The 23,373-nt window shown below is 65.9% G+C and carries 35 protein-coding genes and 1 pseudogene; 33 read left to right on the top strand and 3 right to left on the bottom strand.

What is annotated here, in order from left to right:
* Nucleotides 1–90: 90 nt before the first annotated feature.
* Together IFE19_RS01350 and IFE19_RS01345 are read left to right on the top strand one after the other, a co-directional pair.
* On the top strand, nt 91–261 hold the full coding sequence (locus IFE19_RS01350; RefSeq protein WP_207825037.1) for a hypothetical protein: 171 nt from the start codon (nt 91–93) through the stop codon (nt 259–261).
* 70 nt (nt 262–331) lie between these two features.
* The gene (locus tag IFE19_RS01345) at nt 332–802 is read left to right on the top strand and encodes a hypothetical protein (RefSeq protein WP_207825035.1); all 471 of its coding nucleotides are present in this window, start codon (nt 332–334) and stop codon (nt 800–802) included.
* Between the two features lie 19 nt (nt 803–821).
* On the opposite strand, the gene IFE19_RS01340 is transcribed toward IFE19_RS01345, so the two are convergent.
* Nucleotides 822–1,052 carry a hypothetical protein gene (locus IFE19_RS01340; RefSeq protein ID WP_207825034.1) on the bottom strand — a complete coding sequence of 77 codons (231 nt, stop codon included), beginning with the start codon at nt 1,050–1,052 and terminating at the stop codon, nt 822–824.
* An 84-nt stretch (nt 1,053–1,136) separates the two neighbouring features.
* Here IFE19_RS01340 and IFE19_RS01335 point away from each other — a divergent pair, with 84 nt between their 5' ends.
* Nucleotides 1,137–1,799, top strand: coding sequence for a S24 family peptidase (locus tag IFE19_RS01335; RefSeq protein WP_207825033.1), 663 nt, complete (start codon nt 1,137–1,139; stop codon nt 1,797–1,799).
* A 3-nt stretch (nt 1,800–1,802) separates the two neighbouring features.
* On the opposite strand, the gene IFE19_RS18055 is transcribed toward IFE19_RS01335, so the two are convergent.
* Complete coding sequence (locus IFE19_RS18055) at nt 1,803–2,210, bottom strand: surface-adhesin E family protein (RefSeq protein ID WP_404822147.1); 408 nt, start codon at nt 2,208–2,210, stop codon at nt 1,803–1,805.
* A gap of 485 nt (nt 2,211–2,695) precedes the next feature.
* Here IFE19_RS18055 and IFE19_RS01330 point away from each other — a divergent pair, with 485 nt between their 5' ends.
* The 28 genes and pseudogenes from IFE19_RS01330 to IFE19_RS01200 all read left to right on the top strand — a co-directional run bounded on the left by IFE19_RS01330 (nt 2,696) and on the right by IFE19_RS01200 (nt 20,824).
* Entirely contained in the window at nt 2,696–2,887 is a 192-nt protein-coding gene (locus IFE19_RS01330; protein ID WP_184273451.1) for a hypothetical protein, read from the top strand.
* Complete coding sequence (locus IFE19_RS01325) at nt 2,884–3,087, top strand: hypothetical protein (protein ID WP_207825032.1); 204 nt, start codon at nt 2,884–2,886, stop codon at nt 3,085–3,087. The genes IFE19_RS01330 and IFE19_RS01325 overlap by 4 nt, the downstream gene beginning before the upstream one ends.
* A complete protein-coding gene (locus tag IFE19_RS01320) occupies nt 3,084–3,299 on the top strand; it encodes a hypothetical protein (protein WP_207825031.1) in 216 nt (71 codons plus the stop codon). Before IFE19_RS01325 ends, IFE19_RS01320 begins: the two co-directional genes overlap by 4 nt.
* Nucleotides 3,296–3,712 carry an HNH endonuclease signature motif containing protein gene (locus IFE19_RS01315; RefSeq protein ID WP_207825030.1) on the top strand — a complete coding sequence of 139 codons (417 nt, stop codon included), beginning with the start codon at nt 3,296–3,298 and terminating at the stop codon, nt 3,710–3,712. The genes IFE19_RS01320 and IFE19_RS01315 overlap by 4 nt, the downstream gene beginning before the upstream one ends.
* Entirely contained in the window at nt 3,709–3,909 is a 201-nt protein-coding gene (locus IFE19_RS01310) for a hypothetical protein (RefSeq protein ID WP_207825029.1), read from the top strand. The genes IFE19_RS01315 and IFE19_RS01310 overlap by 4 nt, the downstream gene beginning before the upstream one ends.
* A complete protein-coding gene (locus tag IFE19_RS01305; RefSeq protein WP_207825027.1) occupies nt 3,906–4,115 on the top strand; it encodes a hypothetical protein in 210 nt (69 codons plus the stop codon). The genes IFE19_RS01310 and IFE19_RS01305 overlap by 4 nt, the downstream gene beginning before the upstream one ends.
* A complete protein-coding gene (locus IFE19_RS01300) occupies nt 4,108–4,614 on the top strand; it encodes a siphovirus Gp157 family protein (RefSeq protein WP_207825025.1) in 507 nt (168 codons plus the stop codon). The genes IFE19_RS01305 and IFE19_RS01300 overlap by 8 nt, the downstream gene beginning before the upstream one ends.
* On the top strand, nt 4,614–5,528 hold the full coding sequence (gene bet, locus IFE19_RS01295; RefSeq protein WP_207825023.1) for a phage recombination protein Bet: 915 nt from the start codon (nt 4,614–4,616) through the stop codon (nt 5,526–5,528). The genes IFE19_RS01300 and bet overlap by 1 nt, the downstream gene beginning before the upstream one ends.
* The gene (locus tag IFE19_RS01290; RefSeq protein ID WP_207825021.1) at nt 5,525–6,037 is read left to right on the top strand and encodes a hypothetical protein; all 513 of its coding nucleotides are present in this window, start codon (nt 5,525–5,527) and stop codon (nt 6,035–6,037) included. The genes bet and IFE19_RS01290 overlap by 4 nt, the downstream gene beginning before the upstream one ends.
* Nucleotides 6,034–6,432, top strand: coding sequence for a hypothetical protein (locus IFE19_RS01285; RefSeq protein WP_207825020.1), 399 nt, complete (start codon nt 6,034–6,036; stop codon nt 6,430–6,432). The genes IFE19_RS01290 and IFE19_RS01285 overlap by 4 nt, the downstream gene beginning before the upstream one ends.
* Before the next feature lies 1 nt (nt 6,433).
* Nucleotides 6,434–6,811, top strand: coding sequence for a DUF7831 domain-containing protein (locus IFE19_RS01280; protein ID WP_207825018.1), 378 nt, complete (start codon nt 6,434–6,436; stop codon nt 6,809–6,811).
* Between the two features lie 2 nt (nt 6,812–6,813).
* Nucleotides 6,814–7,602: a DUF7666 domain-containing protein gene (locus tag IFE19_RS01275; RefSeq protein WP_207825016.1), complete on the top strand. Its 789-nt coding sequence runs from the start codon at nt 6,814–6,816 to the stop codon at nt 7,600–7,602.
* Nucleotides 7,599–7,892, top strand: coding sequence for a hypothetical protein (locus IFE19_RS01270; RefSeq protein ID WP_207825014.1), 294 nt, complete (start codon nt 7,599–7,601; stop codon nt 7,890–7,892). Before IFE19_RS01275 ends, IFE19_RS01270 begins: the two co-directional genes overlap by 4 nt.
* Nucleotides 7,889–8,731: a DNA adenine methylase gene (locus tag IFE19_RS01265; RefSeq protein ID WP_207825012.1), complete on the top strand. Its 843-nt coding sequence runs from the start codon at nt 7,889–7,891 to the stop codon at nt 8,729–8,731. Before IFE19_RS01270 ends, IFE19_RS01265 begins: the two co-directional genes overlap by 4 nt.
* A complete protein-coding gene (locus IFE19_RS01260) occupies nt 8,728–9,069 on the top strand; it encodes a hypothetical protein (RefSeq protein ID WP_207825011.1) in 342 nt (113 codons plus the stop codon). Before IFE19_RS01265 ends, IFE19_RS01260 begins: the two co-directional genes overlap by 4 nt.
* Nucleotides 9,066–10,442 carry a DnaJ-like cysteine-rich domain-containing protein gene (locus IFE19_RS01255; protein ID WP_207825009.1) on the top strand — a complete coding sequence of 459 codons (1,377 nt, stop codon included), beginning with the start codon at nt 9,066–9,068 and terminating at the stop codon, nt 10,440–10,442. Before IFE19_RS01260 ends, IFE19_RS01255 begins: the two co-directional genes overlap by 4 nt.
* A 38-nt stretch (nt 10,443–10,480) precedes the next feature.
* Complete coding sequence (locus IFE19_RS01250) at nt 10,481–10,618, top strand: hypothetical protein (protein WP_207825007.1); 138 nt, start codon at nt 10,481–10,483, stop codon at nt 10,616–10,618.
* On the top strand, nt 10,615–10,878 hold the full coding sequence (locus IFE19_RS01245) for a hypothetical protein (protein WP_207825005.1): 264 nt from the start codon (nt 10,615–10,617) through the stop codon (nt 10,876–10,878). Before IFE19_RS01250 ends, IFE19_RS01245 begins: the two co-directional genes overlap by 4 nt.
* Nucleotides 10,879–10,886: 8 nt before the next feature.
* On the top strand, nt 10,887–11,480 hold the full coding sequence (locus tag IFE19_RS01240) for a hypothetical protein (RefSeq protein WP_207825002.1): 594 nt from the start codon (nt 10,887–10,889) through the stop codon (nt 11,478–11,480).
* A gap of 337 nt (nt 11,481–11,817) precedes the next feature.
* Nucleotides 11,818–12,303: a hypothetical protein gene (locus tag IFE19_RS01235; protein ID WP_207825000.1), complete on the top strand. Its 486-nt coding sequence runs from the start codon at nt 11,818–11,820 to the stop codon at nt 12,301–12,303.
* The gene (locus IFE19_RS01230) at nt 12,300–12,557 is read left to right on the top strand and encodes a hypothetical protein (RefSeq protein ID WP_207824998.1); all 258 of its coding nucleotides are present in this window, start codon (nt 12,300–12,302) and stop codon (nt 12,555–12,557) included. Before IFE19_RS01235 ends, IFE19_RS01230 begins: the two co-directional genes overlap by 4 nt.
* A pseudogene (locus IFE19_RS18050) lies at nt 12,554–12,664 on the top strand (hypothetical protein); the annotation flags it as partial. The gene IFE19_RS01230 and the pseudogene IFE19_RS18050, both read left to right, overlap by 4 nt.
* A gap of 65 nt (nt 12,665–12,729) precedes the next feature.
* Entirely contained in the window at nt 12,730–13,833 is a 1,104-nt protein-coding gene (locus tag IFE19_RS01225; RefSeq protein ID WP_207824997.1) for a tyrosine-type recombinase/integrase, read from the top strand.
* 260 nt (nt 13,834–14,093) lie between these two features.
* On the top strand, nt 14,094–14,654 hold the full coding sequence (locus tag IFE19_RS01220) for a TetR/AcrR family transcriptional regulator (protein ID WP_207824996.1): 561 nt from the start codon (nt 14,094–14,096) through the stop codon (nt 14,652–14,654).
* The gene (locus IFE19_RS01215) at nt 14,651–16,336 is read left to right on the top strand and encodes an MFS transporter (protein WP_207824995.1); all 1,686 of its coding nucleotides are present in this window, start codon (nt 14,651–14,653) and stop codon (nt 16,334–16,336) included. Before IFE19_RS01220 ends, IFE19_RS01215 begins: the two co-directional genes overlap by 4 nt.
* A gap of 120 nt (nt 16,337–16,456) precedes the next feature.
* Complete coding sequence (locus IFE19_RS01210; protein WP_207824994.1) at nt 16,457–17,479, top strand: HlyD family secretion protein; 1,023 nt, start codon at nt 16,457–16,459, stop codon at nt 17,477–17,479.
* A 71-nt stretch (nt 17,480–17,550) separates the two neighbouring features.
* Nucleotides 17,551–18,807, top strand: coding sequence for a multidrug effflux MFS transporter (locus IFE19_RS01205; protein ID WP_207824993.1), 1,257 nt, complete (start codon nt 17,551–17,553; stop codon nt 18,805–18,807).
* Nucleotides 18,808–18,859: 52 nt separating this feature from the next.
* On the top strand, nt 18,860–20,824 hold the full coding sequence (locus IFE19_RS01200) for a M1 family metallopeptidase (protein WP_207824992.1): 1,965 nt from the start codon (nt 18,860–18,862) through the stop codon (nt 20,822–20,824).
* A 3-nt stretch (nt 20,825–20,827) separates the two neighbouring features.
* Here IFE19_RS01200 and IFE19_RS01195 read toward each other — a convergent pair whose 3' ends face one another.
* Nucleotides 20,828–21,259 (bottom strand): DUF488 domain-containing protein, encoded by a 432-nt coding sequence (locus IFE19_RS01195; protein WP_207824991.1) that lies wholly within the window; start codon nt 21,257–21,259, stop codon nt 20,828–20,830.
* 90 nt (nt 21,260–21,349) lie between these two features.
* Here IFE19_RS01195 and IFE19_RS01190 point away from each other — a divergent pair, with 90 nt between their 5' ends.
* Together IFE19_RS01190 and IFE19_RS01185 are read left to right on the top strand one after the other, a co-directional pair.
* On the top strand, nt 21,350–21,625 hold the full coding sequence (locus IFE19_RS01190) for a hypothetical protein (RefSeq protein ID WP_207824990.1): 276 nt from the start codon (nt 21,350–21,352) through the stop codon (nt 21,623–21,625).
* A 53-nt stretch (nt 21,626–21,678) separates the two neighbouring features.
* Nucleotides 21,679–23,346, top strand: coding sequence for an amidohydrolase (locus IFE19_RS01185; RefSeq protein ID WP_207824988.1), 1,668 nt, complete (start codon nt 21,679–21,681; stop codon nt 23,344–23,346).
* Nucleotides 23,347–23,373 lie beyond the last annotated feature (27 nt).

The raw sequence follows: 23,373 nt of genomic DNA, 5'->3' as shown, positions 1-23,373 counted from the left end.
AAAGCCTGCGCCGGGTCGCGAGGGCGTACCGCGCCAAGGCTGGACTCACTGGCCCGGCGGTGAGAGCGTGAACCAACCGGAGGGATCGCCATGGCCGAAGTCAGATTTGCAGCCAGCACCATCGAGGGCGCCGTCATCCTGCGGGTCTGGAGCGGCGCCGTGGAATCGCTCGCCAAGCTGTCACCGCAGCAAGCCCGCGACCTCGCACAAGTCCTGCTGGCGACCGCTGACGAAGCGGAAGGCGACGACGCTCGGTACTGAGACCCAGTCATCGACTGGACTCCGAGGCGTGACCGGCCCCACTCTGCCCGCCGCTTACAACGGGGGTTGAATGATGATTGCGGAAATCAGTGCGGGGCTCTCCGCCCTCAAGACGGCGAAGGATCTGATCGAAAGCCTTGACGGTATCGAGGGACGGGCGGCGCTTGCTCAGGTCAAGGCCGACCTGTTGCGAGAGCTGATCAAGGCGTATGACGAACTCCTCGTTGCACGAGAGGAGAAAGCGGCGCTCCTGCAAGCAAAAGACGACCTCGGCAAGGAGTTGGCCCGTCTTAAAGACTGGTCCGACGAGGCTCAACGCTACGAGCCGCAGCGGCGCTATCCGGGTGTTCTGGTCTATGCGCTTAAGAACGCCGAGCGCGCGGGACAGCCACTGCACAACCTTTGTGCAGCCTGTTACAACAAGGGGGCCAAGGGCCTTCTCCAGGCGACGACCGATGTCGATTCGCGGATTCGCATCCACAAGTGCGATACATGCGGCTTCCACGCGCCCGTTGGCGGTGTGATGGATAATGATGACTGAGCCCCCGGCAGACATTGGGCTAGTTCCGCTGCCGGGTCGGGTGGTAGTCGGGGAAGAAGTCGCCCGGCCCCACCTTCACGCCCATCGCGGGGGCAACCGCGAGGATGCGCCGCATCTGACTATGGGTCAGGTTGTTGGTGTGCCGCTTTTCACTGATCGTATGCGGCTTGACGCCCGCCGCCTCGGCCAGCCGGGTTTGGGTGCCGAAGCGCTCGGGCGAAGTGAGGTGGTCGATGACGTTATCGGACATGACCCGATAATATCGGATGAACCGATAATCGCAAGCCCCGATTTATCGGGCGCGCGGCGATATTCTTCCGGTCATAAGGTCGGGATGAACCTCGGGCTGAAACTGAAGGCCGAACGCAAGCGTCTCGGCATGACCCAGGCCGCTCTAGGCGAGCGGCTCAAGGTGGGGCAATCGACCATATCGGACCTTGAGCGCGGCGGCCTTCAGAGCTGGCACGTCCATCGCGACGCGCTCGCCAAGATATTCAACCGGCCTCGCAGCTTCTTTGAGCCGCAGGAGGGCGAAGTCTCCGACGAGTTGCCGGAAGACAGTGTCCACGCCGACTTGCCCGACTCGGTCAGCATCCCAGAATACGACGTGCGGTTATCGGCCGGCGGTGGCTTTGTCGTGGATCGCGAAAGCACGCGGCGCCATTGGGCCTTGCCGCGTTTCTTGGTTGAGGACCGGCTAGGCGTTCGCGCCTCGCAGGCAACCGTCCAGGAGGTCGTTGGCGACAGCATGGAGCCGACCCTATCGAGTGGCGACTACGTGCTAATCGATCTGAACGACCAACGCCTAGGCCTGCCTGGTGTCTTTGCGGTCTGGGATGGCGACGCGCTGGTGTGCAAGCGGTTGGAGCGCGTGCCGGGAACCGATCCTAGCGAGGTAAGGCTGAAGTCCGACAACCCACTGCACGGCGAATATCGCGTGGCCGAGGATCGTGTTCGGGTTATCGGTCGGGTGCGCTGGGTGACGCGTAGGATGTGATGACTAGTCACCGCAGCCATAATTTAGAAATGCTTCAGCCATAGTGTTGGGTGCCGCATAAGACCACTCTGACGTTTGTGCATTAGAGCGCAAGCTAGATGTGAGGTTCTGTCCTGCGAAATGGGCCGATTGCAGCCATCGAAAACGCCACTGAGAACAGTCCAGCTCAACTAGAGACCTGCTTGACCGCACGCCAGCCGTAGATTTTGCGTATTCGAAGCGTACCCATACACGCCCTCGCAACCGGAATGGCTGCGCAAGGACTAATGACTCGCCATCTACGTCTTCACCGATGTATGTCCAGTCGCCCACCAAGACATCAGAGTACTTTGGTGGAAGTTCGACACCTTCGTAATCACTCCCTGGCTCAGCCAGCGTGATTGCAGCCGCTATCAATATAGAGGTGAGCATTCTTGGTTCTAATTACCACGGCTGCGCGTGTATGGAGCCACATACGTCCCGTCCCGGCGGATGTATCCAGACACCGTTGTGTTGCGGGGCGCGTTAGTCGTGGCGCTCGGCTGGCCATAGCAAAGGCCTGTGCAGCTATTGGCTGAGCTGCTTTGCGGTGCCGCTCCGTAAACTTGAGCAGGTGCACGAGGCGTGGAGCCGTAGGAAGACGGCGAGGTCCCTGGCGATGAGCGGGTGTGAGGCGCCACATAGGTGCCGTCTGAGCGGGTGTAGCCCCGAACATTGACTTGGGCCGCTGCAGACCCGGCAATCAGTAGAGCCGCCGCAGCGACCGCGATCCTAAAAAACACGATACCCTCCCAGAGCGTTGCCCGATCAGGGTTACACGACAAGGCCTTGCTGCGCCTCCGATAAAAATATCGGAATGACCGATTGACAATATCGGAGCGTCCGATATTCTCTCCTCACGAACTGAGGAGCGCCACATGGCCAGCACCACACAGACACAAGCCGAAGCCCGCGTCGCTGTTGAAGTGGCCCGCTACGGTTCCGCCCGCGCCGCTTACCACGCGCTGACCGTTCCTTTCGGCCCGGTCCCGACCAATCCTGAGGAAGTCGCCTTCGACCGCGCCCTGTGGTCCGCCATGAACGGCGAGTGCTGGGAGCAAGCGGCATGAGCGCGTTCCCGGTCGCTGGATACGTCCACATCAAGCTGCACGCACAAGCCGTGGCTAACGCTGCACATCTTGTCTACTGGCTGACCCACGAGCGAGGCGGCGCAGACTATCACCGCGACGACCTTCTGGCCGAGTTCGCCAAGCTGGAGGCGCGGTTCACGGAACTGCGCGCCTCCATGGTCGAGGCGGCTGGGGCATGACCCACACCGATTTTACCGCCCGCAACGGCTCCGTGATCGACCCTTGGGGCGTGGCCTACACGCCCGCCGAGGCTGAGTTCCGCGCCGCCGTCATCGCCTCTGTCGCCCTCGATCTCCGATACGACGACGAGTTTGCGGAGGCCTCCACCATCCGCTTGGCCGAGCTGATCCGCGCCTCCCGCCAAGCCCAGCAACAAGGGGTTCCCGCATGATCGATCGTTTTTGGATCAAGGTCTCCAAGAGCGTCGGCTGCTGGGAGTGGTCGGCAGCCATCGACGCCAATGGCTATGGGCGGTTCAAGCTCAATAACCGCTGCACCCTCGCGCACCGTGTCTCGTGGGAGATGGCAAACGGCACCATCCCGGACGGCCTGGTTATTGACCACAAGTGCCGCAATCGGCGCTGCTTGAACCCGGATCACCTGCGCCTTGTGACCCCATCGGAAAACTCCCTGATCAACATTAGGGACGGCGTAACTGGCTTCAAGCCGAAAGAAGCTTGCCAGCAAGGCCATAACTTCTCGCGCGAAAACACACTCATCAATAATCGAGGCGCAAAGGTTTGCCGCAAGTGCGCCAAAGTCTCACGGAACCGCTATCAGGCCAAGCTTAGGAAAGCCGCATGACTGTTGACGCCTTCACCGCCGCGAGCCCGACCTATCGCAAGGCCAAGGCCACCGACCAATCGCGCGGTCGTGGCTGGGCGTTTGACCCCGCCATCCCCCGCCGTTCGGCTGGCTGGTGGATCGGCAACGTCGCCAGTGCCTCGGCCTGCACCCTGTTCGTGGCCTTTGTCGCCGCTCTGCTCTGGAGCGCGTCGTGAGCCTTCAAGTTTCATCCGCAGCCAGGGACTTCGGGGGCGTGGCGCAATCCACGCCTCCGGAGGCTGGCTGGACATTCCGCGCCCCGCGCCACGGCGACCTTGTGGCCTGCCCCTACTGCGCGAACCGCCTGACCGCCTGCTGCGACTACTGCGGCGATGAGGGGGTGCTGTTCGCGATGGATCTCCCGGAGAACCTTCATGGCTGAGTTCAACGACATTGAGCGCCAAGCCCTCGCAGCCAAGAACCTCCGCGAGAGCATCGCCCAACTGGCCCAGGGTGATGAGGACATGATCCTCGACATGACCGAGGGCGAGACCTCGCTGTTCGAGTGCATCGACACCCTGCTGGAGCAAAACACCCACGACGGCGCCCTGATCGAAGGCACGGCCAAGGTGATGGCTGACCTCGATGCGCGAGCTTCGCGTGTTCAGAAGCGCGTCGATACGCGTCGCGCCCTGATCGAGCAGGCCATGACGACGGCCGAGATCAAGAAGCTGGAACGCCCGACCGCAACCCTGACGATGGCGAACCGCGCCGCGTCCCTGCGGATCGACAGCGAGGCGGACATTCCCGCCGAGTTCTGGATCGCCGCCGCGCCGAAGCTGGACCGCAAAGCCCTTTCCGCAGCGCTGAAGGAGGGCCGCCCTGTGACCGGCGCTGCCCTGTCCAACGCGCCCCCGTCGCTTACCGTGAGGGTCAAGTAATGAGCAACGTCGCCATCCTTCCGACATCGGCCCTGTCAGGCGCGCAAATCAGCCTGATCCGCCGCACCATCGCCACCGACTGCAATGACGCCGAGTTCGACTTGTTCATGGCGGCGGCGCGCTCCGCGGGGCTCGACCCCTTCCGCAAGCAGATCAGCCCGCTCGTCTTCAACAAGAACAAGCCAGACAAGCGGCGCATGTCGATCATCACCACGATCGACGGCCTTCGGGTTATCGCAGCGCGCTCGGGGCGCTATCGTCCTGACGAGAACGAGCCGGTCCTCGAATACGACGCCGAAACCAAAGGGCCGACGAACCCGCTCGGCCTGACCAAGGCCCTGGTGAAGGTCTACATCGACGACAAGCCCGTCACGGGCGTCGCCTATTGGGACGAGTTCGCGCCGATCAGTGACGAATGGGGCGAGGGCGACGATGGGCGACGCCGGCCGACCGGGCGAAAGACGCTGGACACCGGCGGCAACTGGGGCCGCATGCCGCGTGTCATGCTGGCGAAGTGCGCCGAGGCCCAGGCGCTGCGCAAGGCCTTCCCCGAAGACCTGAGTGGGCTCTACGAGGGCGCCGAGCTGGATCAGGCCAAGCTAGTCGAGGTCCTGCCATCGGAGGCAGTGGCGACCGAGGAGCGCGATCAGCGGCTTGCCCGCATCGGCGGCGCCAACGGCATCCTGTTCCAGCTCTTCCCGAACGCCCCGCTGGAGAGCGTCGGACTTGGCGTCGTCTATGACCGTCTCTGCGAGCGCGTGTCCGAGATCGGCGACATGCAGATGCTCGACTGGTTCGAGGGCGCCAACCGCGCGCCCCTGCAAGAGTTCTGGGCTCGTGCCTCTGGCGATGCCCTGGAGCTCAAGAAGGTGATCGAGGCCAAGCGGCGCGCGCTCGACACGGTGCCGCAATGAGCGCCCCTCTGCCCTTCGTCTGGGACGGCGAAGCGATGCAGGTCCGCAAGGGCTTCCAGCGCCAGGCCGACGCCACCTACTGCATCGGGGAGAGCTATCGGCTAGCCCCCGTCGAAGACCGCTCCGAGCCAAGCCATAGGCAGGAGTTCGCGTGGCTGCGCGAAGCATGGGCCAGCCTGCCCGAGGCGCTCGCCGCTCAACACCCCACCCCGGAACACCTGCGCAAGTGGGCGCTGATCCAGGCCGGTTACTGCGACACGACCGACTACGCCTGCATGTTCAAGACCGAGGCCCGCCGTCTCGCCGCCTCGCTCCAGCAGCAGACCGATGACTACGCCGTGGTCATCGTCGCAGACACGGTCGTCCGCGTCCTCAAGCCCAAGAGCCAGTCGCGCCGCGCGATGGACAAGGCCGAGTTCCAGGCCTCGAAAACCGCAATCCTTGAGATCGTCGCGGCTCTGATCGAGGTCGAGCCCGCCACCCTCCAGCGCCAGCAGGAGGCTGCATGACCCGCGAACGCGTCATCATCGAGAAGCGCAAGCCGCTGACGCGCGCCGAGTTCGGTCAGTTGATGATCGACCAGGAGGGCAGGTGCGATTGCGGCTGCGGCTTGAAGCTCCAGCCCATGGGCGAGGGCGTCATTGACGAACACCGGGTGCCGCTGGCCCTCGGCGGGACCAACGACCTCTCCAACCGCCATCTGTTCCGCAAGCCTTGCGCCAAGGCCAAGACCTCGGACCGGGATACGCCGGCCATCGCCAAGGTGAAGCGGATCGAGGCTCGCCTGAACGGCACGCGCCGCCCACGCAAGCCGATCCCGAGCCCTGGGTTCGACAAGACGAAATCGCGTGGGTTCGACGGCAAGGTCCGCGCCCGCACCACCCCCACCGCAGGAGCCCGCTGAGATGCTGATCCTCCAACACCGCATCTACCGCGCGGACCTCCAGGCCAACCCGGCCGTCCTCTACGTCTTCGGTGACAACGAGGAGCGCTGGGGTCGTGGCGGTCAGGCAGCCGAGATGCGTGATGAGCCGAATGCAGTCGGCGTCGCCACCCTCAAGGCGCCCGGCGTCTTCTGGACCGAATCCGACGTGGCCCGCCAGTGCGCCGTCATCGACGCGGACATGGCCCCGCTCTTCGAGGCCCTGCGCGCCGGTCGAACCGTCATCTTCCCGCTCGACGGGATCGGCTCCGGCCTCGCGGACCTCGAACGCAGAAGCCCGACCACCTGGGCTCACCTTCAACATCGCATCAACGAACTCAAATCGGCCGGGGAGGCCTGAACATGGCTGCCAAGAAGAAAACGGCTGAGGCCACGCCTGTCATTCGCGCCATCAAGGCCTTTGACCAGAACCTAAAGTGCCGCGATTTCCAGTTCGCGATTGGCGAGACCTTCACCCACGTGGGAACGGTCAAGGCCTGCGAGGGCGGTTTCCACGCCATCACCGGTCACCCGCTGGCGGTCTTCGGATACTATCCACCCGCAGGAACGCGCTTCTGCCTGGTGGAACAATCCGGCGCCACCGACACGGACGACGGGGAAAAGACGGCGTCGGAAATCCTGAAGGTCGGCCAGGAGATCGGTCTTTCGGCTCTGGTTCAGGAGGCGGTGAAGTGGGTTCAGGAGCGCTCGACTCCTGAGGGCGAAACCGCCACCGGCACCCGAGGCGCAGCGTCCAGCACCGGCTACCAAGGCGCGGCGTCCAGCACCGGCGACTACGGCGCGGCGTCCAGCACCGGCACCCGAGGCGCAGCGTCCAGCACCGGCACCCGAGGCGCGGCGTCCAGCACCGGCGACTACGGCGCGGCGTCCAGCACCGGCACCCGAGGCGCAGCGTCCAGCACCGGCACCCGAGGCGCGGCGTCCAGCACCGGCGACCAAGGCGCGGCGATGGCCTCTGGGTTTGAGGGTCGCGTCATGGGCGCCGACGGCAACGCCTTGTTCGCGATCGAGCGAGAAACCTGGAATGGCCCCATCGTCTCCATCGCCAGCGGCATCGTGGGCCAAGACGGCATCAAGGCCGGCGCTTGGTATCAGGCCAAATCCGGCAAGCTGGTCGAGGTTCAGCCATGACCACCCCAACGGAAGTGCTGGAGGCGGGGGCGGACTGGCGGCCGGACGGAAAGCAGGTCATGGCCGCTGCTCGCGAGCTTACCAAGGCCGAGCGTCGCCATGTCATCGCTGGATACATTGGCGGCTGCTCGGCGCCGGTCCTGCGCAGCCTGCGCAACAAGGCGATGTTCTACCTGAAGATCACCAGCCCGAACGGTCGCTGCGGTCACATGGTCCTGACGCCGCTCGGCGTGAATGTTCAGGCGCTGCTCAAGTCCCGCCAAGCCTCCCGCCGTGGGGGTGAGGCATGAGCGTGATCACTGAACTGACGCGCCCGGTTTTGCGCTGGCATGGCGGCAAGTGGTTGCTTGCGCCGTGGATCATCGAGAACCTCCCGCCCCACCGCGTTTACGTCGAGCCATTCGGTGGCGCAGCGTCCGTGCTTCTGCGGAAACCCCGCGCCTACGCCGAGGTTTACAACGACCTCGATTGCGACGTGGTGAACCTGTTCCGTGTCCTGCGCGACCCTGAAAACGGTGCGCGGCTGGCCGACCTCGTGCGCTTGACCCCATTCGCCCGCACCGAACAGGTCGAGGCTTATGATCCTACGGATGATGCAGTCGAGCAGGCCCGCAAGCTGATCGTTAGATCCTTCATGGGCTTCGGCAGAAACGGGACGCACCGCGCCACGGGCTTCAGGGCAAACAGCAATCGGAGCGGCACCACGCCCGCGCGCGACTGGTTCAACTACCCCGAAGCCCTGGCGGCCGTGGTTGAGCGTCTGCGCGGTGTAACCATCGAAAACCGGGATGCCTGCGAAGTGATGGCGGCGCACGATACCGACGAGGCCCTGCACTATGTGGACCCGCCGTATCTGCCGGACACGCGAGACGCTGGGGGAGACTACGCGCACGAACTGACGGCGGAAGACCATGGAAAGCTGTTGGCCTTCCTGGGAGGTCTGAAGGGTGCGGTCGTGCTCTCCGGCTATCCTCACAGCCTCTATGACGACTCGCTCCCGGGATGGACCCGCATCGAACGCGCCGCCCTAGCTGATGGCGCAAGGGCGCGCACGGAAGTCCTGTGGATCAACCCGCAAGGTGAGCGCCGTCTTCATCGCTCGCGCGGGCTTTTCGGAGCAGCGGCATGAGCGGGGTGAAGCATACGCCGTGGACCTATGCATGGGAGTCGGAAAGCTCCGACTGGGTCGTCTGGGGATCGGTAAGTGCCCCAGACGAAACCGGAATGACGTGGCAACCGGCCATCTGCACGCTGTCCGACAGTCAAGGCGAGGACGTTGCCCGCCTGATCGCCGCCGCGCCTGATTTGCTGACTGTCGCGATCAAGAGCCACGAGCCCTACGTAGGGCTGTCGGAGGAAGACATTCGGTCGGTTTACGGGCTGGAAGAGGCCAAGCTGGCCATTGCGCTCCGTGACGCCATAACCCGCGCCACAGGTGACCGCCCCGAGAAGGGAGAGCAAGCATGACCGACCACCCCTCCGCGCTGGTGAGCGTGCCTGTTGAGCCGACGCAAGAAATGGTGGACCGGGCGCAGGAGTTTTGGCCCGACATTCGCGACATGTGGGCCGCCATGCTCGCAGCCGCCCCCGCCGCTCCCCAAGCCGCCGGGGTGGGGGAGGAAGAACTGATTGAGCGCGGCCTGCGGACGATCAGGGCTTATGACGCCGTTCGCTACCTCCGCGACGCTCTGTCAGCCACCACGGCCCGCCTGACTGGCTACGACTGGAACGCGGACCCCGAGGGACTGACCAAGCGGCAGGGCGATGCCTTCGCCGCTGCCGACAAGGTGTTTGCTGACTTGGACGCCGCCGTAGCGGCGCATCCTGAGATCGAACTTCCTGAATGCCAGACATGCGGCGGAGCCGGAAAGATCGAAGAAACGGCCCGCACGGAAGGCGCGAACCAGCATAGCGCCTGTGTCCGAACTTGCGATGACTGCGACGGTTGCGGTTTCGCGCCTGATGATGAACCGGAGCACCTCCGCGCCCCATCGCGCGAGCCGGAAGGCGGGGCGGTGGATGACGGTGCGTTCAAAATCGCGACCGACCTGCATAAGGCCTACGAGCAACTGATCTACGGCCTGCCGAAATATCTCGACGCTGAGAACCTGACGGACGAAGAGAACATGATCCGCGAGGCGTGGGTCACTCTCGACGTGACCGCGCATCGCCTTGCCGCCCTCGTCACCCGCGAGGAAGCCCCAACCTCGCATGTAAGCGACCGTTACAAGTTCGATGACGAGATCGCTTGGCTTCGTGAGGCGGCGCGCTACTTCTCGGCGCGCGACACCCAGGGCGAAGACCGGGCGCACTGGGCCAACGTCTATAACGCTGAGAACGCGAGGAAGTTAGCTGATCGGCTGGCTGAACTGTCAAGCAATCCTTGTCAGTTGGAAGCCCCGGCAGAGGCGGGGGAGGTTGAGTGCGATGGATGCGATGGCGACCGCTGCGTCTATGTCGGATCTCTGTGCAATCCCAGCGCCCTGCCGCAAGCCCGCGAGGACGCGCAGCCGGTGGGATGGCTAAGGGCCGCAGACGAGGAAATGGTCTGCGCGCACCTTGGAGTGGCCGACGCAGAAGACAGCTACGAAACCGCCAAGAAGAAACTTGCCAGTCTCATCCAGTGGAACATCGCCGTAGCGACGGACCCGAGAGTTGGAGGCCACCCCGCCCCCGACGCGCTGCGGGTAGCGGTGGAGGCGTCTGGCTTCCTGCTCGACCGACTGAAGGACCTTGAGCAGGACGTGAACGAACGCGACTTCTATGGCCACGTTCACCCCGCCGCAGCGCGGCTTCGCCTAGCCATCGCCGCCCTGCAAGCCGAACAGGGGGCGAAGTGATGGCTGCTTGGTCCAAGTTTCAGAATGACTTTGACGCTATGACTGACGTGCAGATCGACGCCGAGACTAGCGACATGCAGGACCAGCTTGAGCAGGCTGAGGAGTGGCTTGAGGCCGTTTCCGCGTGGGAAACCGCTGGACGCCCGCGCACCTCGGATAAGGAGGGCGGGGAGTGAGCGATTTCCACGACAGACTGTCCGCTATGCTGGCCAAGGAAGCTACCGCTGCCAGCAAGGCCCCTGACCGTCACGAACGTATGGGCGATATGATCGAGGGCTTGGCGCGTGGGCTGGGCTTTACCGTCGCCATCGCAGCGAACGGGAACGCCGAGACCATCGACACAATGATCGCCGGCGCCGAGCGCTATGCCCTAGAGGAAGCGGCGGACAAAGCCCCGTTCGCGCAGTTCATGGCTGCCGTGAGGAAGCCCCAATGACCCCTCCCATGACCCCGCGCGAGAAGGTGGCGGCTGTAGTTCTCGACGCTGCCGCCGAATACCTAGTTCAGCAATATGGGGCATCCCACGGCCTAGATCACGAGGTCGATAGGACGCGCATCATGTCGGCTATTCCAAACGACGCGATCCTCAACGCCCTCGCATCCGGCTCCGGCGATCATGCGGAACTGGAGGTGGTGGGGTGGATGATTGAGGATTTGATCCTGCCGCAACAGACCTTCACCACAGACGATGACTACGCCCGTCACAGGGCGGCCTACCGCTACGAAGGCGAGGTCACAGCGACGGTCGAACCACTCGTTACCGCCGCATCCGCCGAAGCCAGGATGACGGAACTTAGAAGTGCGTATTGCGCCGCCGAGTCTGACGCGATGACGCTCCGAAAACGAGCCACCCAAGCCGAGCGCCAGCGCGACGAGTTGCGGAAGGCGTTGGAGCCGTTCGCTGAGGCCGCCGAAAGCTTGGACGACGAGACGGGCGACCACGATCACATCTGGGAACTGCCAGCCGCCATGAGTATCGACGCGGGCCATCTTCGCACTGCACGGGCGCTACTCGCCAACCAGGGAGCTGACCAATGACCGACCATAGCGCGCTCATCGAACGGCTGGAGGCTGGATTCTTGAGTTCCAACCCTCACCACAGCGAGGTCTATCAGACGAACACGCTCCTCGCATTAGCCGCCGCAGCCCTCCGCGATCTGACGGCAGGCGACGTGGTTGTGGTACCGATAGAGCCAACGAACGCCATGCTTCAGGGGGCCTGCAAATCCCACACGCCCGGTATGTCGATGGGGGCTGACCGCTTCGGCAGGGTCAGTGGTGAATGCCGGTCGTTTGACCGTCGGCGTCGCATTTGGGCCGACATGATCTCTCGATACCTCCCGTCCGCCCCTAACCAAGCAAAGGAGGCTGGAGAGTGATGGTTCATTCCGCCGAAGACGGCTCCATACCTGTGCTGGATATGTCAGCCCTCATCGCTCTACTGGAAGCCGCTGAGGCGGGAAGCCGGGAGTTGGATGCGGCCGTCTGGGCGGCGTCCAATGGATACGAGCTTTTTGAACACGACGGCGCGGGCTGGCGGTACCGAATGAAGCCCGACGACATCATGCGTCATGAGCGCACGGGCTACATCTCGCCCTACACCACCTCCATTGACGCCGCCCTTGCGCTGGCTGAGAGGGTGCTGCCGGGGTGGCGCAAGTTCGTCGAAGTGGTGGGTGACGGTCGTGGCTCGGCCTGCGTCTTTCTCGCCCACGAAGCCATCGACCGCCCTTGGTTTCACGCTCCAACCCCCGCGCTAGCCCTGTGCATCTCCATCCTTCGGGCCATCCAGCACGGGTACGAAGCCGCAGGCGTAGTCTCCCCTAATCTCAAAGCCAAGGCACAGGGAGAGGGCGGATGAGCCAGCAGCACGTCGATGCCTTCTACGCCAAGCACGGTCCCTGCTGCGCTGGGTGCGACTTCTGGCGGTGGATCAACACGCGCGTCGGAGAGTGCATCAGAATGCCGCCGAACCAATCGCACGACGCGGCGGCGGGTCTGGGCTTTGACTTCTGTTTCCTGCCGCGCTCGACCTCCAACCTAACCGCCAGCGGCCATCTCTGCGGCGAGTTCAGGAACACCCCCACCACGCCCCCTGATGGAGAGGGACGATGAGCGCCGCCGCTGAAAGCCCCGTCCTGACCTTCGACCAAGTTTGTCGTGTCCTTCAGTTAGGAGAACACACCTTGCGTGGCCTGATCGCCAATGGTTCCCTGCGGGCCGGGAAGATCGGCAGAACCTGGCGCGTGCGCCGCGATGACCTGAACGCCTATCTGGAGGCTATGACTTGTCCGTCTTCAAGCGAGGCGAAATCTGGTGGTATGATTTCACGGTTCGGGGCGAACGGTTCCGTGGCTCGACCGGCGCGCGCCTCAAGGAAGACGCCCTCACCATCGAGAAGCGGGAACACCGGAAAGCGCTCGTGGGAGGTCTTCACCAATCCCTCACGCTAGAGGAGGCGACCGACCTCTGGTTTCAGGCCAAGGGCGCCGACAAGAAGTCAGCCAAGACCACGGCCCTGCGCATTGAGATCATGCTGCGCCACATGGGCCAGAATGTGCTGGTTGGGGAGATTGGGGCGCGGCACATCACGGCGGCGATCAATGCCCGTCGCGTGGAGCCCATCCTGCGCGGCAAGAACAGGGTCGAGAGCAAGGCCTACCCGTCCAACAGCACCGTCAACCGGGACATGATAGACTCGACGTTGCGGCCGATCCTGAACTACGCCCGGCGCAATCTGGAGGCCACCGTCAAGGAAATCCCCTGGTCCGACCTGCGATTGTCCGAGCCTCGAGAACGGGTGCGGTTCTTCTCCGATGAGGAGATCGCGGCATGGGAGGCCAACCTGCCCGTCTGGCACCGCCCGCTGCTGCATTTCATCCTGCGCTATGGCGTCCGGTTGAAAGAGGCCTTCTTCCCGCTGTCGGCCATGCACGGTGACGACATATACACCCGCGACCGCAAGAACGGACCCCAGGTCATTACCCTCATACCTGAGGACGCCGCCGAGATGCGGGCGCGCGCCGGCCGAGCGGTTGCAGCGGGACTGGACACTGTGTGGTTCAGGGAGATGCGCGACGGGTCGCTGACGCCGATCCACTGGCGCGGCTTCCAGTCGGCCTCCGGGGTGGCCCTGAAGCGCGCGGGCCTGACCGACGTGCGCGCGGTCCACGACGCTCGCCACCACGCAGGGACCACGCTCCTGCGGCAATCAGGGGGCAATCTGGCCGCCGTTAAGGAGCTGCTTGGTCATGAGGCTATCGCCTCCACCATGCGCTACGCTCACACCTCGCGGGATGACCTGCGCCGAACGTTGCGGCACGTATACGCCACACCAGAGGCAGAGCCAGCTAAAAAGACACGGAAAAGCAAGGTCTTGAAGGCCGTCTGAACTGGATTCAAAATCCTGTTCCGAGAGGAGTGCCGGTTCGAGCCCGGCCACCCGCACCACGTCTGGATGAGCGCCGATCGGCGCCATCCCTTCATTTCCTGACATCGTCATCGACCGGAACGCAGCCTTGGCCGTTCTGGCGCATTCCGTTCGCGAGGAGGGATGTTACGCGCCCCTGCGCCACGCGACATGGGCTGAAACAAAGAATGAGTCCGGCCGCACTTGATTAAGCGGACACAAGTGTCCACTTGGCGATCTTCATGACCCGTCCTCTGAGAAAAGACGCCGCCGAACGCCGCGAGGCCTTGCTGAAGGCCGCCGCAGAGGCCTTTGCGCGCGACGGGCTGGAGACGCCGCTGCACGTCATCGCCGAGCAGGCGGGCGTGGGACGGGCGACGCTATATCGCAACTTCGCCGACCGTTCCGAACTGGCCCTGGCGGTCTTCGTCGGTCAGATCGACGACCTGCACGAACGCACCCAGGCGCGCCTCGACGACCCCGAGGTCTTCCTGTGGTTCCTCGGCCAGATGGTCGAGTTGATGATCCAGAGCGCGGGCCTGGCCGGCGCCATCCGCGACCTGAAGGACGAGGCCCTGGCCCCGATCCGCCACGGCCTGAAGCGGGCGGGCGCCGAGGCCCTGGCGGTGTCGCAAGCCGCCGGCCGGGTGCGGCCCGACCTGAGCGTGGAGGACACCCGCGTCCTGGCCCTGATGCTGGGGGCGCCGTCGCGCACCGTCGGGGTCGCGGACAGGGATCAGTTGAGCCGCCGCGCGCTGGAGCTGGTGCTGGACGCGGTGAAACCTCAGGGGCGCGCCGCATGAGCCGCCGCAACTGGGACCTGCCCTGGGACGAGTATCTGGCGACGCTGAAGCCGCACGAGCGGCCGGCCCTGCCCGGCTCGCCCGCCACGCCCGATCATTCAACGCCGATGCGCTGGGCCTATGCCTGCGTAGGGGTTCTGGTGGCCCTGACCGGCAGCCTGGGCAATGCGGCGGTGACGGCCAACATCCCGCTGCTGGCCGGCTCGCTGGGGGTAACCACGACCGAGGCGTCCTGGCTGCCGGTCGTCTTCGTCATGACCAACGCCTGCATGAACCTGCTGCTGGTCAAGTTCAGGATGCAGTACGGGCTGCGGCTGTTCACCGAGATCATCCTGATGGTCTTCCTGGCCACCGCGACCGCCCACCTGTTTCTAGAGGACTACGGCTCGACCCTAGTGGTGCGCGGCATCGCCGGCATCGCGGCGGCGGGCATGTCGACGCTCGGCATCCTCTACATCATCCAGGCCTTCCCGGCGCAGCACCGGCTGAAGGGCATCATCATCGGCGTCGGCCTGTCCAGCCTGGCCATTCCCCTGGCGCGGCTGGGGGTCGGCTATCTGCTGGATCGCGACCTGTGGCGGGCGGTCTACATGTTCGACCTGGGCCTGGTGCTGGTCGCCCTGCCCGCCGTCTTCGCGCTGAAGATGCCGCCGTCGCAGCGGGTGAAGACCTTCGAGAGGCTGGACTTCGTCACCTTCGCCCTGTTCGCGCCGGGGGTGGCCCTGCTGACCGCCGTCCTGGGACTGGGACGGATCGTCTGGTGGACCGAGGCGCCGTGGATCGGCCTGGCCCTGATCGGGGCCCTGGTGCTACTGACCGCCGCCGTCATCATCGAATACAATCGCGCCAATCCGCTGATCGACCTGAAGTGGCTGGCCGGCGGCGACATCGTGCGACTGCTATTGGCCATCCTGCTGGTGCGGATCGTCCTGTCGGAACAGACGACCGGCGCGGTCGGCTTCCTGCAGCAGATGGGCCTGGGCTACGAGCAGATGCACAGCCTGTTCTGGGTCATGCTGTTCGCCACGGCGGCGGGGACCCTGACCAGCGCCTTCACCCTGAACCCGACCAAGCTGTGGAAGCCCATCTCCATCGCCCTGGTCCTGATCGCCGTCGGCGCCTTCATGGACAGCCACGCCACGGTGCTGACGCGCCCGGCCAACCTCTACTTCAGCCAGGCCCTGCTGGGGTTCGCCGCCGCCTTCTTCATCGGCCCGACCATGATCATCGGCTTCGGCAAGGTGCTGCAGGGCGGAGGCAAGCACATGGTCAGCTTCATCGTCGTCTTTTCGATCGGCCAGAACATCGGCGGCCTGATGGGCTCGGCCCTGGTCGGCACCATCCAGACCCTGCGCGAGAAGTTTCACTCCAACCAGTTGAGCGCCCACATCGACATGGGCGATCCCGAGGTGGTGCTGCGGCTGCAGCAACTGGGTGGGGCCTACGCCCACACCGTCGGCGACGCGGCCCAGAGGCAGGCCCTGGCGCTGAAGCTGCTGCAACAGCAGATCAGCCAGCAGGCCCAGGTCCTGGCCTATAACGACGTCTTCCTGCTGATCGCCGCCGCCGCCGCCGTCGGCGCCGTCTGGGTCGCCGTGAACCACTATCGCCCCCGTATCGAGGCGCGCCGCGCCGCCCACCGCGAGGCGGCCCAGGCCGCCGCTGCCGCCGCTGTCGAATGACCCGGACCCGACCATGACCGACGCCACCCCGCCCCCGCTCAAGCCCCCGCCGCTCCTGCTCCGGCTGCCCCGCCGCCCCCGCCCGCGTCCGCGCCCCAGCCGTCCAGCGGCCGCCGCGTCATGATCAGCGTGGTGCTGGCCCTGATCGCCTTGGTCGGGGTCGGTCTGGTGTTGCACGCCTGGCGCCTGCCGCCCTTCGACGGCGGGCCGCAAGTCACCGACAACGCCTATGTACGCGGCCAGGTGACGGTCATCAGCCCCCAGGTCAGCGGCTATGTGACCGCGGTCGAGGTCCAGGACTTCCAGACCGTGCAACAGGGCCAGCTTCTGGCCACCGTGGACGACCGCATCTATCGCCAGCGGCTGGATCAGGCGAAAGCGGCCCTGCATTCGGCCGAAGCGGCCCTGGCCAACTCGACCCAGAGTCAGGCCTCGGCCCGCGGCTCGGTCGCCCAGACCCGCGCCTCCATCGCCGGGGCTGAATCTGCCGTGACGAAAGCCCGCGCCGACGCCCAGCGCGTGCGCACCCTGTTCGCCGGCGGCTGGGTGGCCCAGGCCCAGGTGGATGTCGCCCAGAACGCCCTGCGCGCCGCCGAGGCGCAACTGGCCGCCGCCCGCGCCGCCGAGGGCGTGGCCCAGACCGGCGTCACCTCGGCCGTGGTCGGGCGCGGCTCGCTGGAGGCCGCCGTCGAGAACGCCCAGGCCCAGGTGCGTCTGGCCCAGATCGATCTCGACAACACCCGCATCACCGCCCCGCGCGCCGGTCGCCTGGGCGAGGTCGCGGTTCGCGTCGGCCAGCAGGTCGCGGTCGGCACGCAGCTGACGGCCCTGGTCCCCGACGTGGTCTGGGTCACGGCCAATATGAAGGAGACCCAGATGCGCGACGTCCGTGTCGGCCAGCCGGTCGAGATCGCCGTCGACGCCCTGGGCGGGGCCAAACTGAAGGGCAGGGTCGAACGCATCTCGCCCGCCGCCGGGTCCGAGTTCAGCGTCATCCGCCCCGACAACGCCACCGGCAACTTCACCAAGGTGGCCCAGCGCATCCCGGTGCGCGTCTCGATTGATCCCGGTCAGGAAGCGGCGACGCGACTGGCCCCCGGCATGTCGGTGACGGCCCGGATCGACGTGCGCGACGTCCGCTGAACCGCGCCGACGCGAAAACTTCATCCAGCTTGAGGGTTGCGTCAGGCTGACGCAGCCCGCATCTGGTCCCGATGACCAGCACCCCGCCCAGTACAACCGCCGCCCCCAAGGGGCCGGGGTTCGCCGAATTCGTCTGCCTGATCGCCGTCATGATGGCGATGAACGCCCTGGCCATCGACGCCATGCTGCCGGCCCTGCCGCACATCGGCGAAGACCTGGGCGTGGTCAACGAGAACACGCGTCAGTGGGTGATCACCGCCTATCTGCTGGGCTTTGGCGGCGCCCAGCTGTTTTACGGCCCCCTGGCGGACCGCTTCGGGCGTCGGCCCATCCTGTTCATCGGCATCGGCCTCTATGTCGGCTTCAGCATTCTGGCCGCCTTCGCCCATTCGTTCGAGTGGCTGATCCTGTCGCGCATCGGCATGGGTCTGGGTTCAGCGGCGACGCGGGTGCTGGCCGTCTCCATCGTGCGCGACCGCTATTCGGGTCGGACCATGGCGCGGGTCATGTCATTGAGCTTCCTGGTCTTCCTCGGCGTGCCCATTCTGGCCCCCACGGTCGGGCAGCTGATCATGCTGGTGGCGCCCTGGCGCTGGATCTTCGGCTTCTTCGCCCTGTTCGGCGGGTCCTTCCTGCTGTGGGCCGCCCTGCGCCTGCCCGAGACCCTGCATCCCGAAGACCGCATGCCGATCAACGTAAAGCGCATCGCCGGGGCCTTTGGTCAGGCCCTGAGCAGTCGCATCGGCATGGGCTACACCCTGGCCATGACGGCGATCAGCGGCGCCCTGTTCGCCTTCATCAACTCGTCGCAGCAGATCTTCTTCGACGTGTTCAAGTCTCCGGGCCTGTTCACCACCGTCTTCGCCCTGGTGGCGGGCGGCATCGCCCTGGCCTCGGTGCTGAACTCGCGGATGGTCGAGAAGCTGGGCTCGCGCCTGATCGCCCATACGGCCCTGTTCGGCTTCATCGGTTTCAGCGTCCTGCACGCCATCGTCGCCTATACGGGGCATGACAGCCTGTGGGTCTTCGCCGCTTTCCAGGCCTGCAAGATGTTCTGCTTCGGCTTCATCGCCGGCAACTTCGGCTCCATGGCCATGGAGCCCATGGGCCATATCGCCGGAACGGCCGCCTCGGCCCAGGGCTTCATCTCGACCATCGGCGGGGCCCTGCTGGGCTTCTGGATCGGCCAGCATTTCGACGGCACCACCGTGCCGATGACGGTCGGTTTCGCGGCCCTGGGCTTCGTCGCCCTGCTGCTGGTTCTGGTCGCCGAGAAGGGACGGCTGTTCAAGGCGCACCATCTGCCGCCGGCTGCAGCCAAGGCTTGATCTTTCGGGGCGAAGGGAGCCTTTTCGGGCGCATCTGAATACGGAGCGTTCGATGACCCTGAAGCTGGTTGGGCAGGTTTCCGCCCTCGCCCTCGCCGCCGCCTTTGTCTCTTCCCTCGGCGCCTGCGCCACCGCGCCCGGAGGATCGGACATGACCGCGCCCGCCGCCACGCCTGCGACGCCCGCCTTCGCCTACGCCAACGACATCCACTCCAACGCTCGTCCGGCCGAGGCGCGGGTCGGCCATGTCGCCCTGGACCTGACCGCCGACTTCGCGAGCAAGACCCTGTCGGGGTCGGCGACGCTGGACGTCACCGGCCGCGTCGGCGCGACCGAGGTGGTGCTGGACACCAAGAACCTGAACATCCGCGGCGTGCGCGACGCGCAGGGCCGCCCGCTGCGCTATGAGCTGGGCGCCATCGACGTCATCAAGGGTCAGGCCCTGACGGTCCACCTGCCCGCCTTCGCCGGGACCGAGGTCCAGAAGGTCGTCGTCGACTATTCCACCCGCCCCGACGCGGCGGCCCTGCAATGGCTCAGCCCGCAGCAGACCGCGGGCGGCCAGAAGCCCTATCTGTTCAGCCAGGGCCAGGCCATCCTGACCCGCACCTGGGTGCCGACGCAGGACAGCCCCGGCATCCGCCAGACCTATTCGGCGCGCGTGGTCGCCCCCGCCGACCTGACCGTGGTCATGTCCGCCGAGCACCTGACGCCGACCGGCGAGGCCGCCGCCGCTGGCCAGAAGGCCTGGCGCTTCGACATGGATCGCCCGATCCCGCCCTATCTGATGGCCATCGCCATCGGCGACATCGCCTTCGCCTCCTTCGACGGCCGCACCGGCGTCTGGACCGAGCCCAGCCGACTGGAGGCCGCCCGCGCCGAGCTGGTCTCGACCCCGCGCATGGTGGACGCCGCCGAGGCCCTTTACGGCCCCTATCGCTGGGGCCGCTACGACCTGCTGGTCCTGCCGCCCAGCTTCCCCTTCGGCGGGATGGAGAACCCGCGCCTGACCTTCGCCACCCCGACCATCATCGCCGGGGATCAGTCGCTGGTCTCGCTGGTGGCGCACGAGCTGGCGCACAGCTGGTCCGGCAATCTGGTGACCAACGCGACGTGGTCGGACATCTGGCTGAACGAAGGCACCACCGTCTATTTCGAGAACCGGATCATGGAGGCTCTGTATGGGCGCGACCGCGCCATGCAGGAGCAGGTTCTCGGCTGGGGCGAGCTGTCGGCGGAACTGGCGACCACCGCGCCGGACGACACCAAGCTGCACATCGACCTGACCGGGCGCGATCCCGACGACGGCCTGTCGGGCGTGCCCTATGAGAAGGGCGCGGCCATGCTGCGCACCATCGAGCGCATCGTGGGGCGCGAGACCTTCGACGCCTGGCTGCGCGGCTATTTCGACCGTCACGCCTTCCAGCCCATGACCGACGTGGGCTTCCTGGCCGACATCCGCGAAAACCTGATCAAGGGCGATGCAGCGCTGGAGGCGCAACTGCAGCTAGAGAACTGGATATACAAGCCGGGCATGCCGTCGAACTGGGTGCCGCCGGTGTCGCACGCCTTCGAGGCGGTCGACCAACAGGCCAAGGCCTTCTTCGCCGACAAGGGTCCGGCCTCGGCCGTCGACTGGCAGAGCTGGAACACCCAGCAGCGCCAGCGCTTCCTGGCCTGGCGTCCCGAGGGTCTGAAGGCCGGCGCCGACTGGCTGACGACGGCGCAACTGGCCGATCTGGAGAAGACGCTGAACCTGGCCAATGAGGGCAACGCCGAGCTGACCTTCGCCTGGCTGCAGATCGCCCTGGCGCACCGTTATGAGCCCGCCGTCGCCACGGCCGACCGCTTCCTGACCAGCCAAGGCCGTCGCAAATTCGTCCTGCCCCTGTTCCAGACCCTGTGGAACGAAGGCGACTGGGGCCGGGCCAACGCCACGCGCATCTACGCCAAGGCGCGGCCGCTCTATCACCCGGTCACGTCGGGCTCGGTGGATCAGCTGGTGGGCCGTCCGTAACCCCTAGAGGTTCACCACCTCGACGCCGTCCTCGCGGGCCAGCCTGTCAGCGAGGACGGCCCGGTGGCAGCCGCAGGCCTCGGCCTCGAAACACAGCAGGGCGATGCGTTTCTCCCCCGCCACATGACGCAGCTGCTGGAAGGCGGCCTCGGCGTCGGGTTCCTGCATGTGGGCGTTGAAGATGGCGTGCATGGTCGCCACGTCGCCCTTACGCGCCGCATCGCGCCCGGCCTTGGGCGTCCCCAGCGCCCGCAGTTGCAGATAGTCCAGCCCCTCGGCCTTCAGGCTCTCGCCCAGCACCGTCTTGGAGAAGCCCGCGATGCGGGACGAGGCCACGGCGCGCACGTCGGCGACCAGCTCGACGTCCGCCGCCTTCAGCCGGTCGATGACCTGGGGCTGGGTGGAGCCTTCATAGCCGATGGTGAATAGCTTCATACGGCGATGATGCGCGCAGGATCGCTTGACGCCAAGCTCTGCAGCAAGCTCTCTGGACGGCACGGCGCACAGCGCGTTTGGGGAGAAAACATGACGGACGAAACGTCGCCTTTAGTCCTGGCCTGTGACCACGTCATAGCCTCGGATCGCCCAATTCGTCTGATCGTTCATCACTCTGACGGCATGTGGCAACTCACATGCGGGGAATATGATCATTCTCCTGAGGGCGCCACGATGCGACCGGTGCACATCCACCACATAGTCGATGATCAGTCCGACCTCGGCGAAGCGATGCTCAAGACGCCCCGAAGTCATCTGTCGGAGCTGACACAAGAAGGTTGGCTCGTTCAGGCTCACGACGACTGAATGTCCATGAGCGACATTTCGTCCATGTTCTGCGTTGCCGTTGGAGGACGCCCATGATCCGCCCCCTGATGAAGGCCCTTCCGCTGGCTGCAGGCCTGATGGTCGCCGCCGCGCCCGCCGCCTTCGCCCAGAACCTGCTGATCCATGGCGGGACCATCTACACGGGCGACCCGGCCCAGCCGACCGCCGAGCAGGTGGTCGTCCGTGACGGAAGGATCATGTCAGTGGGCGCTGAAACGGCAGTGGCGGGCCCCGCCGACATGCAGGTCATCGACCTGAAGGGCGCGACCCTCTTCCCCGGCTTCACCGACGGCCACGCCCATCTGGACGGCATAGGCTGGCGCGAGATGACGCTGAACCTGGAAGGCTCGGCCTCGGTCGTCGAGGCCATGCAGAGACTGAGCGACTGGGCCAGAGTTCACCCCGAGGGCGTCATCATCGGGCGCGGCTGGATCGAAACCCACTGGCCCGAGAAACGCTTCTTGACCGCCGCCGATCTGGACGCCGCCGCGCCGGGCCGGGTGGTCTTGCTGAGCCGCGCCGACGGCCATGCGGTCGCGGTCTCCAGCGCCGCGCTGAGCGCCGCCAAGGTCGATGCGACGACGCCCGCCCCCTCGGGCGGCGAGATCCTGAAAGACACGAACGGCCAGCCGACCGGCCTATTGGTCGACGGGGCCATGGTGCTGGTCGAGCCGCTGACGCCGCAGGCCGACGCGGCGGCGACGCGCGCGGCCTATCGCGCGGGCTTTGACGTCTACGCCCGCTACGGCTGGACCGGCGTCCACTTCATGAGCGCGCCTTGGAAGGACGTGCCGCTGATGGAGGCGATGGCGCGCGACGGCGAGGCGCCGTTGCGGGTCTATAACAGCATCGACATGGGCGACGCCCGCGCCCTGATGGCCAGCGGGCCGCGCGACGCGGGCGACGGGCGCATCATCACCCGGGCGATCAAGTTCTACGCCGACGGCGCCCTGGGTTCGCGCGGGGCCAAGCTGTTCGAGCCCTATTCGGACCGCCCCGACACGTCCGGCCTGATGCTGGCGTCGCGCGAGGCGGTCATGCCCCTGTATCAGGAGGCCCTGCGCACCGGCATCCAGATCGCCACCCACGCCATCGGCGACCAGGGCAATCACGACGTCGCCGCCTGGTACGAGGAGGCCCTGCGGTCCGTGCCGAAATCGGAGTGGAAGCTGGCCGACCCGCGCTGGCGCATCGAACACGCCCAGATCATCCGACCCGCCGACTATCACTACTTCGACGAGCTGCCGATCATCGCCTCGATGCAGCCCAGCCACGCCATCGGCGACCTGCATTTCGCCGCCGACCGTCTAGGCGACGCGCGGCTGGACGGGGCCTACGCCTGGCATACCCTGGTGGATCGCGGCGTCATCGTGGTGGGCGGCTCGGACGCCCCGGTCGAGCGCGGCGATCCCCTGATCGAGTTCTACGCCGCCGTGGCGCGGCGCGACCTGAACGGCTTCCAGGGGCCGGACTGGCGCCCCAACGAGGCCGTGGATCGGGCGACGGCGCTGAAGATGTTCACCCTGTGGCCCGCCTACGCCAGCTTCCGCGAGAAGGAGCTGGGCACCATCGAGGTCGGCAAGCGGGCGGACTTCAGCGCCTTCAATATCGATCTGATGACCGTGCCCGCCGCCGACATTCCCAAGGGCCATGCGGTTCTGACCGTGGTGGACGGACAGGTGGTCTATCGCGCCGACTAAGGCCCTTCTCCCGGCCCTGTGCGTTGC

Origin of the sequence: Brevundimonas pondensis, assembly GCF_017487345.1 — a bacterium.
In the GTDB taxonomy this organism is placed as follows: domain Bacteria; phylum Pseudomonadota; class Alphaproteobacteria; order Caulobacterales; family Caulobacteraceae; genus Brevundimonas; species Brevundimonas pondensis.
Note: the sequence above shows the minus strand (reverse complement) of the source record. Positions and strands in the feature narration are given on the sequence as shown.

Coding starts and splice junctions, on each gene's coding strand:
- IFE19_RS01350 (WP_207825037.1), top strand. CDS start 91: ATGGCCGAAGTCAGATTTGCAGCCAGCACCATCGAGGGCGCCGTCATC.
- IFE19_RS01345 (WP_207825035.1), top strand. CDS start 332: ATGATGATTGCGGAAATCAGTGCGGGGCTCTCCGCCCTCAAGACGGCG.
- IFE19_RS01340 (WP_207825034.1), bottom strand. CDS start 1,052: ATGTCCGATAACGTCATCGACCACCTCACTTCGCCCGAGCGCTTCGGC.
- IFE19_RS01335 (WP_207825033.1), top strand. CDS start 1,137: ATGAACCTCGGGCTGAAACTGAAGGCCGAACGCAAGCGTCTCGGCATG.
- IFE19_RS18055 (WP_404822147.1), bottom strand. CDS start 2,210: ATGCTCACCTCTATATTGATAGCGGCTGCAATCACGCTGGCTGAGCCA.
- IFE19_RS01330 (WP_184273451.1), top strand. CDS start 2,696: ATGGCCAGCACCACACAGACACAAGCCGAAGCCCGCGTCGCTGTTGAA.
- IFE19_RS01325 (WP_207825032.1), top strand. CDS start 2,884: ATGAGCGCGTTCCCGGTCGCTGGATACGTCCACATCAAGCTGCACGCA.
- IFE19_RS01320 (WP_207825031.1), top strand. CDS start 3,084: ATGACCCACACCGATTTTACCGCCCGCAACGGCTCCGTGATCGACCCT.
- IFE19_RS01315 (WP_207825030.1), top strand. CDS start 3,296: ATGATCGATCGTTTTTGGATCAAGGTCTCCAAGAGCGTCGGCTGCTGG.
- IFE19_RS01310 (WP_207825029.1), top strand. CDS start 3,709: ATGACTGTTGACGCCTTCACCGCCGCGAGCCCGACCTATCGCAAGGCC.
- IFE19_RS01300 (WP_207825025.1), top strand. CDS start 4,108: ATGGCTGAGTTCAACGACATTGAGCGCCAAGCCCTCGCAGCCAAGAAC.
- bet (WP_207825023.1), top strand. CDS start 4,614: ATGAGCAACGTCGCCATCCTTCCGACATCGGCCCTGTCAGGCGCGCAA.
- IFE19_RS01290 (WP_207825021.1), top strand. CDS start 5,525: ATGAGCGCCCCTCTGCCCTTCGTCTGGGACGGCGAAGCGATGCAGGTC.
- IFE19_RS01285 (WP_207825020.1), top strand. CDS start 6,034: ATGACCCGCGAACGCGTCATCATCGAGAAGCGCAAGCCGCTGACGCGC.
- IFE19_RS01280 (WP_207825018.1), top strand. CDS start 6,434: ATGCTGATCCTCCAACACCGCATCTACCGCGCGGACCTCCAGGCCAAC.
- IFE19_RS01275 (WP_207825016.1), top strand. CDS start 6,814: ATGGCTGCCAAGAAGAAAACGGCTGAGGCCACGCCTGTCATTCGCGCC.
- IFE19_RS01270 (WP_207825014.1), top strand. CDS start 7,599: ATGACCACCCCAACGGAAGTGCTGGAGGCGGGGGCGGACTGGCGGCCG.
- IFE19_RS01265 (WP_207825012.1), top strand. CDS start 7,889: ATGAGCGTGATCACTGAACTGACGCGCCCGGTTTTGCGCTGGCATGGC.
- IFE19_RS01260 (WP_207825011.1), top strand. CDS start 8,728: ATGAGCGGGGTGAAGCATACGCCGTGGACCTATGCATGGGAGTCGGAA.
- IFE19_RS01255 (WP_207825009.1), top strand. CDS start 9,066: ATGACCGACCACCCCTCCGCGCTGGTGAGCGTGCCTGTTGAGCCGACG.
- IFE19_RS01250 (WP_207825007.1), top strand. CDS start 10,481: ATGACTGACGTGCAGATCGACGCCGAGACTAGCGACATGCAGGACCAG.
- IFE19_RS01240 (WP_207825002.1), top strand. CDS start 10,887: ATGACCCCGCGCGAGAAGGTGGCGGCTGTAGTTCTCGACGCTGCCGCC.
- IFE19_RS01230 (WP_207824998.1), top strand. CDS start 12,300: ATGAGCCAGCAGCACGTCGATGCCTTCTACGCCAAGCACGGTCCCTGC.
- IFE19_RS01220 (WP_207824996.1), top strand. CDS start 14,094: ATGACCCGTCCTCTGAGAAAAGACGCCGCCGAACGCCGCGAGGCCTTG.
- IFE19_RS01215 (WP_207824995.1), top strand. CDS start 14,651: ATGAGCCGCCGCAACTGGGACCTGCCCTGGGACGAGTATCTGGCGACG.
- IFE19_RS01210 (WP_207824994.1), top strand. CDS start 16,457: ATGATCAGCGTGGTGCTGGCCCTGATCGCCTTGGTCGGGGTCGGTCTG.
- IFE19_RS01205 (WP_207824993.1), top strand. CDS start 17,551: ATGACCAGCACCCCGCCCAGTACAACCGCCGCCCCCAAGGGGCCGGGG.
- IFE19_RS01200 (WP_207824992.1), top strand. CDS start 18,860: ATGACCCTGAAGCTGGTTGGGCAGGTTTCCGCCCTCGCCCTCGCCGCC.
- IFE19_RS01195 (WP_207824991.1), bottom strand. CDS start 21,259: ATGAAGCTATTCACCATCGGCTATGAAGGCTCCACCCAGCCCCAGGTC.
- IFE19_RS01190 (WP_207824990.1), top strand. CDS start 21,350: ATGACGGACGAAACGTCGCCTTTAGTCCTGGCCTGTGACCACGTCATA.
- IFE19_RS01185 (WP_207824988.1), top strand. CDS start 21,679: ATGATCCGCCCCCTGATGAAGGCCCTTCCGCTGGCTGCAGGCCTGATG.